The organism is Bacillus cereus group sp. BfR-BA-01522, from assembly GCF_022662635.1.
Lineage (GTDB): Bacteria > Bacillota > Bacilli > Bacillales > Bacillaceae_G > Bacillus_A > Bacillus_A cytotoxicus.
Window position 1 is genome coordinate 173,524 of record NZ_JAKUDY010000001.1, and the last position, 14,787, is coordinate 188,310.

Here is a 14,787-nt window from a genome sequence, read left to right on the forward strand (position 1 = left end):
TGACAAACTTCAAAGAAAATAAAAAGGTGAATTCCAAAATAGTGCAGTGGTTTTTTCTATTTTTCATTTAATATTGATTCAGAATGTTTTTTTTATTCTGGAAATAAGTTAAACTAAAGCAAAAAGAAGGAAGAGGGGCCGGAGATGATTATAACAGGTTATGCAGGATGGGAATTAGAAAAAGCGCAACCGAATACGTCTGAGGATTTTTTCAATAGATCTGAGTTTACATATATATGTAATGGGAAGGAAAAAACATTTTCTATATTATATGTCCGATACTTTGAAGAAATTTTGCATGAAATTACCCCCTTTGAAGGAAAGCCAGTTTTTAAAATAGAAGGAAAAGACATATATTTACGCGATATCGCTGCTCTTGCATATTTTCTCAAAAATCCAGATATATATAGACAAAAACGCGTGTATATCAATAGAATAGAGGATTTTCAAGACATTTTTGATGAAAGTGTAGTGGGAAAAGTACAAGAGATTTTGGTTGAACTACATGAGAAGAAACAAGTAGAGATTGTGTAAAATGGCAAAGGGGAGAAAAGGGTATGTCTAATTCAATGGTTGAGAATCAAACAGAACAGGTTTCAGCATTTTTAGAGGAAGTAATTGCTCTGATGACAAACTATGTGAACTATCATTCGCTACCTTCTTTATTAAAAGAGGCACCAACAGGTGATAAAAATTACTATGAAGGATTACTAGCAGCTGTAAGAAGATTACTTGTTTTTTGTGAAGAAGGATTAGATGCATGTCTCATTTTGCTAAATAGTCAACCATTTCGAAAAACAGCCGCTGAAAAAACATTGTACAAAATTTATCATCAAGTTATTGCTGAATTTTTTTCACCAAAAAATGATCAGTGGTATGAAAATAGTCGATCAGCATACACTGGAAAAAATTCGATTGTATTTCAACGAACACCACCTTCTTCTATGGTAAAGGTGATGAAAGAATTAGAAGGGAAATTCCAGACAATGCGTGAGGAATTAGAATATTATGAAACAGATTATCAGACTAAAATGCTGCACAAATATTAATATGGGATGCCAAAGGATAGAAACAAGGAAAAGAAGCTAGAAGAAACCTAGCTTCTTTTCCTTGTTTAGACGGTATATAAGAGAATGATGGTGAATATAGTTAAAGTGGATAGCATCGAGGAGGTGTGACATGAGCCAACAAGGTGTATTTACCGATTACTTTCATGAAGTAGAGAGCTGGTGTGAAAGTGTTCTAGATGTATTAGATAGCCGTGCAATGGAAGTATACGATGTCCATATGCTTGCTTATAAAATTCAAAGCTTGTTAGAACGTATGAAAGAAAATGAATACGAGACAGACGCAGAATTTCTATATGAAATTAGCGAGGATGTAGAACATATACAACATCATTTACAAGAAGTATTTATGCAAGAAGAGGAACAATGTGAATTATATGAACGAACGTATTTAGATAGATCGGTTCCAATTGGAGGACATACATTGCCTCCATTACCGTATCCATATCATGATTTGGAACCTTATATTTCCAGAGAGGTTATGATGTTGCATCATGATAAGCATCATCGTAGTTATGTAGAAGGGTTAAATAAAGCGGAGAAAATGATGGAGGAAGCACGGAGGACAAATAAATTTGATTTAATTAAACATTGGGAAAGAGAAGCTGCCTTTCATGGTTCAGGGCATTATTTACACACGATATTTTGGAATAATATGAAAAAAGATGGCGGCGGGAGTCCAAGGGGGGAATTATCAGAAGAAATCGAAAAAAATTTCGGGAGCTTTTTACGTTTTCAAAAGCATTTTACAGAAGCTGCATCAAAAGTAGAAGGGGCTGGTTGGGCGATTCTTGTTTGGGTCCCGCGTTCAGGAAGGTTAGAGATTCTACAGAGTACATTGCATCAATTATTTACCCAGTGGGATACAGTACCATTACTGGTGCTTGATGTATGGGAACATGCTTATTATTTACAATACAAAAATAAAAAAGAAGAATATATTAAAAATTGGTGGAATGTTGTAAATTGGCCAGATGTACAAAAGAGATTTGAGCAAGCGAAACAATTGGAATGGATTCCGTATTAGACGCATGTTTGTGCGTCTTTTCTTGTGGTGGCAGAAAGAATATTTTATTCATATTTTAAAAGGCCAAGCATACACTTGTACAAAAAAGTGCCAAAAGGACGTGGGGGAAGTATGAAACGAGCTTGGGTGATAGTTGCACTTCTTATTATGTGTATGCATACGATGCCTAATTCTACATATGCACAAATGAACAATGTGAGTGCCCATAATGCTGTATTAATGGAAGAACATTCAGGGCGTGTTTTATATGGGAAACGTGAACATGAACCACAAAAAATTGCTAGTATTACAAAAATCATGACAGCGTTACTAGCTGCTGAATCGGGAAAAATGAAGGAAATGGTCTCTATTAGTAACAAGGCAGTTCGTGTAGAAGGCTCAGCGATTTATTTAAAACCTGGACAAAAAGTGAAATTAGAGGACTTAGTTTATGGTTTAATGCTTCGATCTGGTAATGATGCAGCGCAAGCGATTGCTGAAAAAGTTGGTGGAAGTATAGAGGGATTTGTGTATTTAATGAATGAAAAAGCAAAAGAAATTGGAATGAAAGATACTCACTTTTCGAACCCACATGGTTTAGATGGTGATGGCACGCATTATTCTTCTGCTTATGACATGGCACTTTTAACAAAGTATGCAATGGGAAATGAAACATTTCGAAAGATTTTTGGGACAAAAACATACCAATCGGAATCGTGGGATTACCCATGGAAAAATAAACATAAGCTTGTTACGTCATATTATGAATTTGCAACTGGAGGGAAAACAGGATTTACAAAAAAAGCAGGGCGTACCCTTGTAACGACAGCATCAAAAAATGGTTTGGATTTCATTGTAGTAACGCTAAAAGCCTCGAGTGATTGGGATGATCATATGTATTTATTTGATCAAGGATTTAAACGATATAAGTTAACAAAAGTGTTAGCACAAGGGGCATTTCCGGAATTGAAAGAAAAGAAGTATGCTCATCATGTTTATACAAAGAATGGTTTTGCAGTGCCGTTAGCAAGTGATGAAAAAAATAAAGTTTTATTAAGAGTCGAATTGGATAAACGTGCAAATTTAAAAGATGGAAACAAAGTAGGGAAAATAGTTATTTATGTAGGAAATGAAAAAGTAGGGGAACGAAATTTATTTTATAGTAAGAGGAAATTAGTAGCTACAACAGGGGCGTACTGGAATAATGTGAGAGAAATTTTTTCTCATATGATAGGTGTGAACGGCGATGGTTAATCTTGTATGGGTGGCAATGGCAGTTATTGGAATTGTATATGCGATGGTAAATGGAACGATGGAAGAAGTAAATAAAGCTGTTTTTGCAGGGGCAAAAGATGCTGTAACAATTTGTATAGGGTTAATAAGTGTTTTAGTATTTTGGTTAGGTTTAATGAAGATTGCAGAAGAAGCAGGTTTGTTAAAAAAGTTAGTTTCGTTATTTATGCCAATTGCAAAAAGACTATTCCCGGAAATACCAAAAAATCATCCGTCAATGGGGTTCATCTTATCCAATATGATGGCAAACTTTTTTGGATTAGGAAATGCAGCGACACCGCTTGGGATTAAAGCAATGGAGCAGTTAAAAGAATTGAACGGCGGGAAAGATTCTGCGAGCCGCTCTATGGTAACATTTTTAGCGCTAAATACTTCTGCCATTACACTAATTCCAACGACTGTCATTTCAATTCGAATGACATATGAATCGGCGAACCCAACTGAAATTGTAGGGGTAACATTTATAGCACAAGTCATTTCTATGATTGGAGCAATTTGGATTGACCGCTATTTTTACCGAAGAAGAAGTAGGAAGGGGCGGAAAAAGTGAGTATTGTTAACACTATATCACTATGGATTATTCCATGTGTGATCGGATTTATATTATTATATGGGACAATCAAAAAGGTTCCGACCTATGAATCATTTGTAGAAGGTGGAAAAGAAGGAATTCAAATTGCGATTTCTATTTTACCATTTATGGTAGGGATGCTTGTATCTATTTCCATTTTTAGAGCATCAGGCGCGCTAGATGCGATGATATCGGTTATGAAGCCCGCATTAGATATAATTCATGTACCTGCAGAGATTGTTCCGCTTGCGCTTATACGCCCGATTTCTGGATCGGCAGGTTTGAGCATTACGACCGATTTAATTGCTACATATGGACCGGATTCTTTTATTGGTAGATTAGCGTCTACGATGCAAGGAAGTACAGATACGACATTTTATATTTTAACAGTGTACTTTGGTGCTGTCGGAATTCGGAAAATGGGGGATGCACTAAAGGTTGGTTTGTTTGCTGATTTAATTGGGATTATTTGTTCGATTGTATTTGTTTCATTATTATTTCATTAAAGTTATTCATTTTTTTCTCCTATTCACTTATAATACGTATACAGCCGCTATTAAGGTGTCGCTTAATAGCGTTTTTTTTATGCGGTAAATTTGACAAAATAATGAACTTTTGTTGTAAACAACTAGTAGAACATCAATAATAATAAAGGGGAAAATTTGCTATTGACCCTTTGAAGTTTACACTATACCTATGTTGTTTGGAGAAAACTAGAGTAAATCGCTACAAGACTTGGGCGGTTGCCAAGTGTTTCTAATGAAGGTAAGATAAATTTGAGGTGAAAAAAGGAAATGGAACGACTACAAAAAGTGATTGCACAAGCAGGTATTGCATCAAGAAGAAAGGCTGAGGAGCTTATTCAACAAGGGAAAGTGAAAGTTAACGGAAAAATTGTGACCGAATTAGGCACAAAGGTAACTCCTCAAGATAAAGTAGAAGTAAATCATATTCCTCTTGAGAAAGAAGAGCCTGTTTATTTCTTATTATATAAACCGACAGGAGTTATTTCGAGTGTATCAGATGATAAAGGACGAAAGGTTGTTACAGACTTTTTCCAAGATATCCCGCAACGTCTATTTCCGATTGGGCGTTTAGACTATGATACATCCGGTGTGTTATTGATGACAAATGATGGTGACTTTGCAAATATATTAATGCATCCAAAGTACAAGGTGGAAAAAACATATGTTGCAAAGGTAAAAGGTCCGCTGACAGGCGAAAAGATTCGCATGTTGGAAAAAGGCGTTATATTAGAAGATGGAAAAACATCACCGGCACGTGTGAAAATTATTTCTTGGGATAAGCGTAAAGAAATGTCAATTGTACAATTGACAATTCATGAAGGACGCAATCGTCAAGTTCGCCGTATGTTTGAGGCGATTGGCTGTAAAGTCATGAAGTTAAAGCGTGAACGATACGCTTTCTTAGAAGTAGGTAGCTTGCGCCCTGGTGACGCACGAGAATTGACGCCGCATGAAGTGAAACAACTGCGTGCATTGGCATCTACAAAGCCAAGATAACGAATCACCAGTGGATTGTTCCACTGGTGATTCGTTACATGAGACCATTTTGTGAAAATAAGTGGGAGCCTTACTGACCATAACAACCCGATTGGCGAGGGCTCATAATGAGTGAGGGATGAAGAAAACCTCACTGATTAACGGTTCACTTTATGTGATTTTGTACCTATATAGATATGAACTAGAGAGAGGAGTGGGGAGATGAAAAAGAATCGTTTACTATTTCGCGTTCTGATCTTACTGATTTTAAGCGTGGCAGTTGGTTTTACATTATATCAAAACTTTTTTGCAGATAAAGAAAAAATGCAAGTTGGAAAAGTTGCACCTAATTTCGTTGTGACAACTTTAGACGGAAAGAAAATAGAACGAAAAGACTTAAAAGGAAAAGGAATATTTTTAAACTTTTGGGGAACATGGTGTAAGCCTTGTGAAAAAGAGATGCCTTATATGAATGAGCTATATCCGAAGTATAAAGAAAAAGGTGTAGAAATCATTGCGTTAGATGCAGATGAAACAGAAATCGCGGTGAAAAATTTTGTAAATCAATATGGATTAAAGTTCCCTGTTGCAATTGATAAAGGATCAGAAGTTATTAATACATATGGAGTCGGTCCACTACCAACTACGTTTTTAATTGATAAAGAAGGAAAGGTAATCCAAATGATTACGGGGACACAAACAAAAGAACAAATGGAAGAATATTTAAAGAAGATTACTCCATAATTGGGTAAGCCTTTACATATTTAGCGAGGTACTATAAGTATAGTACCTAAGTTGAAAATTCTGAGTATTGCGTGAAATTTGTTTCAGATTATACAATAGTGATAGAAACAAGAGGCGGTGAAAGTGTTGGAACAGGTGAAATGTGAATGCGGACATGTGAATCCGATAGGAACTATTTTTTGTGAATCTTGTGGTAAGCCTTTTGAAAACAATGAAAGTGCCAAGCTATTAGATATGCGTTACGAGGGAAGTGCAAGGCGCTCTATTACACAAACGAAAACGATTGTTGATAAGATTTGGAGTTTCTTTTCTTCTGTCAAAGTCGGAGTATGGCTCATTGTGATTACGCTATTAGCGTCTGCTATAGGGACAATATTCCCGCAAGAAATGTATATTCCTTCAGGTGTAACACCGAGTGAATATTATGAACAAGAGTATGGTTTTTTAGGAAAATTATATTATCAATTAGGTTTTAATCACTTATATAGTTCATGGTGGTACATAATTTTAATTGCGTCAATTGGAGTTTCGCTTGTGATATGTAGTTTAGACCGAGTGATTCCACTTTATAAAGCTTTAAAGAAACAAGGGGTCAAAAGACATCCGAGTTTTTTAAAAAGACAGCGATTATATGGAACGGCTTCACCGAAAGAAGGAGAATTGGACACGATTCAAGCGAATTTAAAAAAAAGAAATTATAATGTAAGAGTCGACGGTGAAAACATTTTAGCGGAAAAAGGACGTTTTTCCCGTTGGGGACCATATGTGAATCATGTTGGTCTTATCATTTTTTTATTCGGAGCAATGCTTCGTGTCCTTCCTAGTATGTATGTAGATGAATCCGTTTGGATAAGGGATGGAGAAACGAAGGAAATCCCGGGAACAAACGGGGAGTATTACTTAAAAAATGAGAAATTTATAAAAGAAGTTTATGATAAAGAAAATGAGGAAGATAAGAAATTTGATACCGCTATTGATCGAATCGGAGATAAAATGATTGCGAAAAACTATCAAACGAATGCTATTTTATATAAAGCGGTTGGGAAAAAAGTGGCAGGACAAAAACCAAAATTAGAAAAAGTAAAAGAAGCGAAAATCCGCGTAAATGAACCGCTTAAATTTAATCATTTCGCCCTTTATCAATATTCTTATAAAGAAAGTGAATTTCGGAGTATGTCCTTCCATTTACAGAATAAAGAAACAAAGCAAAAATGGGGACCGATTAAGGTTGATTTAAACCATCCTAAGGAATCATATGACTTAGGAAATGGATATTCTCTTACACTACTAAGCTATTTCCCAGATTTTTATTTTGATGAGAGCGGTAAACCGAATACAAAAACGAAGCTTCCCAATAATCCGGCGTTTGTGTTTAAAATGTTTACACCTGAAACACCCCAAGGAGAAATTAGTTTCGTTGGAATTCAACAAAATATAGAGCCAGAAGGAAATAATAAATATAAACTGGCATTTGCAGGAGTAGAAATGCAAAACGCAACAGCACTCGTTGTTCGAAAAGATTTAACGTTATGGATTCTTGGAGTTGGAGGATTTATATTTATGGTTGGTGTTATTCAAGGGATGTATTGGAATCATCGCCGTATTTGGATACAACGCGTAAAAGATGAATGGTGGATTGCTGGTCATACGAATAAAAACTGGTTTGGTTTACGTAAAGATATTGAAAGAGTACTAGAAGGGACATCTATTCCGCAACCATACGATAAAGTGAATGATAAAAAAATTAGCTAAGGTGGGGAGAATATATGGTGCAAATAAGCAGTAATTTCTTATTTATCGCTTTTATTTTATATTTAATCGCAACGCTTTTTTTTGGAGGAGCAATAAAAGAAAAAGGCCGAAAGTGGGCAAATATAGGGATAGCGATAACAATTTTAGGATTTGCCTCACAAACAGTATATTTTGTAACAAGGTGGATTGCTTCTGGACATGCGCCAGTGAGTAACTTCTTTGAATTCGGTACATTTTTTGGCATGATGCTTGTTGGTGCATTTATTATTATGTACTTTATGTATCGCATAAGTATAGTTGGCTTATTTGCCTTACCGGTAGCGTTATTATTAATTGCCTATGCCAGTATGTTTCCGAGGGAAATTTCACCGCTTATCCCATCTTTGAAAAGTAATTGGTTACATATTCATGTGACAACAGCGGCAGCTGGACAAGCTATTTTAGCGATTAGCTTTATTACAGGAGTTATGTATTTACTGAAAAATGTCGATCAATCTAGGAGCACAAAGCGAACATTTTGGCTAGAAACCGTTGTATTTACACTTGTTTGTGCTGTTGGATTTATAGCGGTAACAACAACTTATTCTGCAATGAAATATGAAGCGAAGTTTCAGTGGGTGGATAAGAACAAACAAAAGGCTGAAATGGAGTATCATTTACCTGCTTTAGTTGGGCCGAATGAAGGAAAATTAATAACAGATGGAAAGTTTGAGCCGGTCATAGATATGCCAGCGCTAATAAATGCAAAAAAATTAAATACGGTAATTTGGTCATTTCTTATTGGAACAGGATTGTATGTCATAGCAAGGCTTGTATTACGAAAAAGAATATCAGCAGCCCTTCAACCGATTTTAAAAAATGCTAACAGTGATTTGCTTGATGAAATTGGGTACCGTTCGATTGCGATAGGTTTTCCGGTTTTTACTCTAGGTGCGCTAATTTTTGCAATGATTTGGGCGCAAATTGCGTGGACGCGTTTTTGGGGATGGGATCCAAAAGAGGTTTGGGCACTTATTACATGGCTTTTTTATGCAGCAGTTTTACATTTACGCTTATCGAAAGGATGGCATGGTGAGAAGTCTGCATGGCTCGCAGTAATCGGTTTTGCGATTATTATGTTTAATTTTATTGCCGTAAATTTAATTATTGCCGGGCTGCATTCTTACGCATAACGTACCTTTTTATTATAAGGAAAATAGAATCAGTCGTATAAGAGAAAAAGTTTTAATAGTAGCTAGTAGGAAAGTGAGCGTCACTTTCCTACTATATTTTTATCAAATGTTTTTCTTTTTTGAGAAAAACATGACAAAGTACAGGTCAATTTTGTAAAATAATGTCGAGGCCGAAATGCTTGTTCAAGAAAAATACATAGTTTTAGAAAAATAATGAACAAACTTTATTATTCTTGTGAAGTATAATATTTAAAGTGAAGAATGGATCATTTTAGCATGATTCCTTATGAAATGAGAATAAGCATAGGATTATATTGGAGAAAGGTAGGTGTGAACCGCAGCGGTCATTTTGAAACATAAGCCGCAGCGGGTAGCAATGGAAAACGAACCAAGAATTTTAGTTGTAGATGATGAGGATCGAATTCGTCGTTTATTAAAAATGTATTTAGAAAGAGAGAACTACGTAATTGATGAAGCTGACAATGGTGATACAGCTTTAGAAAAGGCACTGCAAAATGATTATGATTTAATTCTATTAGATATTATGATGCCTGGAAAAGATGGAATAGAAGTTTGTAAAGGAATTCGTGAGAAAAAAGCAACACCAGTTATTATGCTGACAGCTAAAGGTGAGGAAGTAAATAGAGTACAAGGATTTGAAGTTGGATCTGATGATTATATTGTAAAACCATTTAGTCCGCGCGAAGTTGTTCTTCGTGTGAAAGCTGTATTGCGCCGTTCTGTATCGACAACATTCTTTACACAAGATACAACCACGAAAGATGTAATTGTATTCCCGCATCTAACAATTGATAATGATGCTCATCGCATTACAGCAGATGGACAGGAAGTAAATTTAACACCGAAAGAGTATGAATTGTTACTATTCTTAGCGAAGTCTCCAGATAAAGTGTTTGATCGTGAACAATTATTAAAAGAAGTGTGGCAATATGAATTCTTTGGAGACTTACGTACAGTGGATACACATGTGAAGCGTTTACGCGAGAAGCTCAGTAAAAAATCACCTAATGCAGCGAAGATGATTGTAACTGTATGGGGCGTGGGTTATAAGTTTGAGGTTGTGAACGACTGATGCTTTGGCGGAGTGTAGTAGGTAAGTTATGGATGACCATATTACTGCTTGTTTCGTTTGTTCTTGGCTTTGTAGCGATTTTACTTTCCCAGTTTTTTAGAACGTATTATGTCGATTTGAGTGAGACTAGACTGACGAAAGTAGCTCAAAGTGTCACAGAGCTTGTTGAAGAAGGTGCGGATGTAAAAACGATTGAGAATATCGCATATAAGTTTAGTGACCCGCTTTCACGCATTATTATTGTGAAAGATGGTAAGGAATTCTCTGCTTCTCCGAAACAAGAAGGATTGGTCACACTTACGATAGACGATTTAAAAGCAGATAAAGAATTAGCAGCTGTTTTTATCAACCAGAAAGAAAATAAAAATAAAATTAGACAATTTCCTGATGGGAAAACAAAACAAAGTTCCGAAAATGATATTATGATTGTCGGTAAGCCGTTGAAAGGAACAAAGAATAGCGCGGTATTTGTATATGAATCATTACAAGTTCCAATAAAAGGTATGGAAAAGGCAACGGATTTTATTTTTCTATCAGCCGGAATTGCGATTATTTTAACAACATTCTTTGCTTTCTTCTTATCAACACGAATTACAGCGCCGCTCCGTAAGATGCGTGAAGTAGCATTTGAAGTAGCGCGCGGTAAATTTGATGCGAAAGTGCCGATGGTTTCCCAAGATGAAATTGGAGAGTTAGCTACAGCTTTAAACCAAATGGGAAAGCAATTGAAGTTTAATATGAATGCGCTGCAACAAGAAAAAGAACAGCTATCGAGCATTTTAAGTAGTATGGCTGATGGTGTAATTACGCTAAATCAAGAAGGGGAAGTTGTTGTCATTAATCCGCCAGCGGAACATTTCTTGCAAGTATGGCAAGAAGAAAACGACCTGGAGTTAAGTAGAAACTTGCCGCCTGAGCTTGTGGAACAGTTCCATTTTGTTGCTGAGAGTGAACAACAGCAAGTCATTGAAATGAATCTCCAAAAGGGAAATTATGTTGTTTTAATGACGCCTCTTTATAATCAAACGAAAATTCGTGGAGCAGTGGCTGTACTTCGAGATATGACAGAAGAGCGCCGCTTAGAAAAAATGCGAAAGGATTTTATCGCGAATGTATCACATGAACTACGCACGCCGATGGTGATGCTACAAGGATACAGTGAGGCAATCTTAGATGATGTTGTTCAAACAAAAGAAGAAATAAACGAATTTGTACAAATTATCTACGATGAATCTGTTCGTTTAGGGCGTCTTGTAAATGAACTTTTAGATTTGGCTCGAATGGAAAGTGGACATGTGGAATTGCATATGTCTGAAGTGGAGATTCACCCGTTTGTTGAGAAAATCGGACGTAAATTCCAAGGGATTGCACAGGATAAAGGGGTCAAGTTAACTGTTGATTTTCGCACGGAGGTTACAGAGCATACTTTTGATCCAGATCGACTAGAGCAAGTGTTGACGAATTTGATTGATAATGCAATTAGACATACAAGTGCTGATGGGCATGTGAAACTTGTTATTGACAAGAAGGATGCTGGAATTGTATTTGAAGTGCAAGATACGGGTGCAGGTATTCCTGAAGAAGATATTCCATTTTTATTTGATCGATTCTATAAAGCGGATAAAGCAAGAACGAGAGGAAAAACAGGTGGTACTGGTTTAGGTCTTGCGATTGCGAAAAATATTGTTCAAAGTCATGATGGAAAAATCTCGGTATCAAGTGTTGTTGGAGAAGGAACAACCTTCTTTGTATACTTACCAAATCATGCGTTGTAATATATATAACATGGGCATTATATAAGGAATAAGGATAACAGTTCTACTATTTTATTTATTCATTTTGAAGATTGTTTCTCGATTGAATAAAGGATAGTAGAACTTTTTATCCCGCTATTTTAGGGTAGTAAGACTCCATCTTAAGATTCAGAAAGAAGAAAGGAAGATAGGTGGGAGTAGGGCTACCCGTAACAGCCCGATTGGTGAGGGCTCATAATCAGTGGGGGATGAAGAAAACTCCACTGATTAAAGTTTCACTGTATTGAAGAGAGGATGAGCTGAACTGAGACTGTACACTAAAACGGGAGATAAAGGACAAACAAGTGTTGTTGGTGGACGAGTGGATAAAGATCATTATCGTGTGGAAGCATATGGTACGATTGATGAAGTGAACTCTCATATTGGATATGCTATGACTTTCTTACAAGATGGAAAATTTCAAGACATTTATCAGGAATGTGAAAATATTCAACATGAATTATTCGATTGTGGAGGAGATTTGGCCATTGTTGGGCAGAAAGTACCTTATAAAGTGACAGATGAGATGGTGGAATATTTAGAAGAACGTATTGATCAATATATAGAGGAAGCTCCTCCGTTAGAACGTTTTATTTTGCCGGGGGGAAGCAAAGCGGCTGCTGCGATTCATATTGCTCGAACAGTAACGCGAAGAGCGGAACGAGCGATTGTATCATTAAGAAAGCAAGAAGAAATAAATGAAGTTGTTCTGCGTTATGTGAACAGGTTATCTGATTATTTATTTGCGATTGCGAGAGTAGTGAATGCACGTTTGCAAATTGCTGATGTTGAATATAATCGAAGTGCGATTGTGTTTCGGAATAACGGAAAAAAGGAAGTGGACTAAATCACTTTCTTTTTTTTGTATACTTTTTTCCGTATTATACCACAATAGAGAAAGGATAACGGCTAATAGAAAGCGGAGGATACATATGAAAGTTTTTAAAATTGGTATCATCATAACAGGATTATTCTTTTGTTCCCAATTATATGTTTATGCTGATGAAAATCAGTGGACATGGCCTGTCGACGGTAGAATTAGTGACTACTTTGGGACTAGACATGGAAAACATTATGGGATTGATATTGCCGCTCAAGTTGGAACTCCTGTTGTAGCGATTCGAGATGGCATCGTAACAAAATCGTACTTTTCCAATAGTTATGGACATGTTGTATTTGTAAAACATGGGAAATATGAAGCTGTTTATGCTCATTTAAATAAGCGATATGTTATTCAAGGAGATCGCGTTCGAAACGGTGAAGTCATCGGTGAGGTTGGAAATACAGGTGAATCGAGAGGAGCGCACTTACACCTAGAAATTCATCAAGGAAATTGGACAATTGAAAAAAGAAATGCAATGAATCCATTACTTGTTTTAGATGAAAAGTGGGATCAAGTCGTTTCATCGTCTTTATATGTTGTCCAAAAGGGGGATACGCTCGTTAAAATTGCACATAAGTTTGGGACTACGGTAGACAAAATAAAAAAGAAAAATGCACTGCGGCAAGATCAAATTTATCCAAATCAAAGATTATATATTAATTAAAACAAGAGCTAGCTTCAGCTAGCTCTTGTTTTACCAAAAAATAAAGACACATATAAATCCGGAAATAGCTAAATAGCTATAATAATAAAAGACTTTTGCTCTTGTTTTTTCTTTCGTTCGAAATAAAACAATCGTCGGTTCAATTAAACCGATTGTAAGGCATAACAAACCGAGAAGCATGCACCCAATTGAAAAAGAGTACAGGGCAATTTGTACTTGAAATGGGATAAGCCATTTTAATAAAAATGCAATAAGTGCGGTATAACAAATACTGCCGATGTATTGATTTAATGTTACATTCGAACGAAAGCCTGGTAGTTTTTTTAAAAAAGAACGAGAAACAACCTCTGTTTGTAGAGAGGTATGTTCTTCTATTATTTTTTGAGCATCTTTTCCTTTATGGAACAGAGAAAGAATCCAATTTCGTTTCCCTTGGAAGATGAATCGTGAAGTAGTTAAGTAATGATCGATTTTCACTTTTCTCCAATTGCTCCATGCATGGCGCTCGCATAGCTTTAGTTTACTTTCCGCACTTTTATCATATTGATAAATACTAATTCCTTCTTTATCAAAGGTAGCGTAGTATGTTTCTGTCGAAAATGTGCCTAGGTCAATTGGACAATAGAAAAGCAATTCTTTTTTTAAATAAAAGTATTCTTTTCTTAAGTTTTTTTTCATCGTTTCGCGAATTGAGTGTCTTTTCTCTTTTTTCATGACATTTCCTCCATATTAAGAAAATGCTCTTATCTTAACACTTCAACATCTTATCACTTTTCTGTATGGATAGCTAGAGAATTGAGCTGGAAAATATGAAATAATTGGTTTGAATTGTAAAGTAATAGGTGGTAGAAGATGTGGATTAAAAATAAATAACTTATTTTTAATAAGTTACAATCTTTTTATTCACAACAGCCACATGTTGTTGTATAATGAAGAAGAAAATAGAATATCGGTCTATCTTCGGGGCAGGGTGAAAATCCCGACCGGCGGTAATGAATGAGTATATGAATATGTGAGTTCTAAGCCCGCGAGCCGTTAAGGCAGGATTTGGTGCGATTCCAAAGCCGACAGTACAGTCTGGATGGGAGAAGATGGAGGTTCAAGCGTTCAAAAAAGATTAGTATTTGGACGTCTGTTTGAGGTGCCTAAAATTTCTCCCTTTGTGTAAAACGCAAAGGGTTTTTTTATGATAGGAAAAGCAGGCATAGCAGAACCTTTCTACTTTCCATGAGATGATCGATGGAAAA

At 36.0% G+C, this 14,787-nt stretch carries 15 protein-coding genes and 1 riboswitch; of the genes, 14 read left to right on the forward strand and 1 reads right to left on the reverse strand.

Going from position 1 to position 14,787, the window contains the following annotated elements:
• Positions 1-144: 144 nt before the first annotated feature.
• The 14 genes from MR059_RS00875 to MR059_RS00940 all read left to right on the forward strand — a co-directional run bounded on the left by MR059_RS00875 (position 145) and on the right by MR059_RS00940 (position 13,540).
• A complete protein-coding gene (locus MR059_RS00875) occupies positions 145-534 on the forward strand; it encodes a hypothetical protein (protein ID WP_011984265.1) in 390 nt (129 codons plus the stop codon).
• Positions 535-557: 23 nt separating this feature from the next.
• Positions 558-1,049, forward strand: coding sequence for a YpuI family protein (locus MR059_RS00880; RefSeq protein WP_011984266.1), 492 nt, complete (start codon positions 558-560; stop codon positions 1,047-1,049).
• A gap of 130 nt (positions 1,050-1,179) precedes the next feature.
• Positions 1,180-2,094 (forward strand): superoxide dismutase, encoded by a 915-nt coding sequence (locus MR059_RS00885; RefSeq protein WP_011984267.1) that lies wholly within the window; start codon positions 1,180-1,182, stop codon positions 2,092-2,094.
• 111 nt (positions 2,095-2,205) lie between these two features.
• Positions 2,206-3,327, forward strand: coding sequence for a D-alanyl-D-alanine carboxypeptidase family protein (locus MR059_RS00890; RefSeq protein ID WP_011984268.1), 1,122 nt, complete (start codon positions 2,206-2,208; stop codon positions 3,325-3,327).
• Positions 3,320-3,916 carry a spore maturation protein SpmA gene (spmA, locus tag MR059_RS00895; RefSeq protein ID WP_011984269.1) on the forward strand — a complete coding sequence of 199 codons (597 nt, stop codon included), beginning with the start codon at positions 3,320-3,322 and terminating at the stop codon, positions 3,914-3,916. The genes MR059_RS00890 and spmA overlap by 8 nt, the downstream gene beginning before the upstream one ends.
• Positions 3,913-4,443, forward strand: coding sequence for a spore maturation protein SpmB (gene spmB / locus MR059_RS00900; RefSeq protein ID WP_011984270.1), 531 nt, complete (start codon positions 3,913-3,915; stop codon positions 4,441-4,443). Before spmA ends, spmB begins: the two co-directional genes overlap by 4 nt.
• Positions 4,444-4,731: 288 nt before the next feature.
• Positions 4,732-5,460, forward strand: a complete 729-nt coding sequence (gene rluB / locus MR059_RS00905) for a 23S rRNA pseudouridine(2605) synthase RluB (RefSeq protein ID WP_011984271.1) — start codon at positions 4,732-4,734, stop codon at positions 5,458-5,460.
• A gap of 201 nt (positions 5,461-5,661) precedes the next feature.
• Positions 5,662-6,183, forward strand: a complete 522-nt coding sequence (resA, locus tag MR059_RS00910) for a thiol-disulfide oxidoreductase ResA (RefSeq protein ID WP_011984272.1) — start codon at positions 5,662-5,664, stop codon at positions 6,181-6,183.
• A 123-nt stretch (positions 6,184-6,306) separates the two neighbouring features.
• Positions 6,307-7,935: a cytochrome c biogenesis protein ResB gene (gene resB, locus MR059_RS00915; RefSeq protein ID WP_011984273.1), complete on the forward strand. Its 1,629-nt coding sequence runs from the start codon at positions 6,307-6,309 to the stop codon at positions 7,933-7,935.
• A 14-nt stretch (positions 7,936-7,949) separates the two neighbouring features.
• Positions 7,950-9,107: a c-type cytochrome biogenesis protein CcsB gene (gene ccsB, locus MR059_RS00920; RefSeq protein ID WP_011984274.1), complete on the forward strand. Its 1,158-nt coding sequence runs from the start codon at positions 7,950-7,952 to the stop codon at positions 9,105-9,107.
• 376 nt (positions 9,108-9,483) lie between these two features.
• Positions 9,484-10,200 (forward strand): response regulator transcription factor, encoded by a 717-nt coding sequence (locus tag MR059_RS00925; protein ID WP_011984275.1) that lies wholly within the window; start codon positions 9,484-9,486, stop codon positions 10,198-10,200.
• Entirely contained in the window at positions 10,200-11,975 is a 1,776-nt protein-coding gene (locus MR059_RS00930; RefSeq protein WP_011984276.1) for an ATP-binding protein, read from the forward strand. Before MR059_RS00925 ends, MR059_RS00930 begins: the two co-directional genes overlap by 1 nt.
• A 283-nt stretch (positions 11,976-12,258) precedes the next feature.
• A complete protein-coding gene (locus tag MR059_RS00935; RefSeq protein WP_041809574.1) occupies positions 12,259-12,840 on the forward strand; it encodes a cob(I)yrinic acid a,c-diamide adenosyltransferase in 582 nt (193 codons plus the stop codon).
• A gap of 85 nt (positions 12,841-12,925) precedes the next feature.
• Complete coding sequence (locus tag MR059_RS00940; protein ID WP_011984278.1) at positions 12,926-13,540, forward strand: peptidoglycan DD-metalloendopeptidase family protein; 615 nt, start codon at positions 12,926-12,928, stop codon at positions 13,538-13,540.
• A gap of 30 nt (positions 13,541-13,570) precedes the next feature.
• On the opposite strand, the gene MR059_RS00945 is transcribed toward MR059_RS00940, so the two are convergent.
• Positions 13,571-14,254: a hypothetical protein gene (locus MR059_RS00945; RefSeq protein ID WP_011984279.1), complete on the reverse strand. Its 684-nt coding sequence runs from the start codon at positions 14,252-14,254 to the stop codon at positions 13,571-13,573.
• 238 nt (positions 14,255-14,492) lie between these two features.
• Positions 14,493-14,637: riboswitch (FMN riboswitch) on the forward strand.
• Positions 14,638-14,787 lie beyond the last annotated feature (150 nt).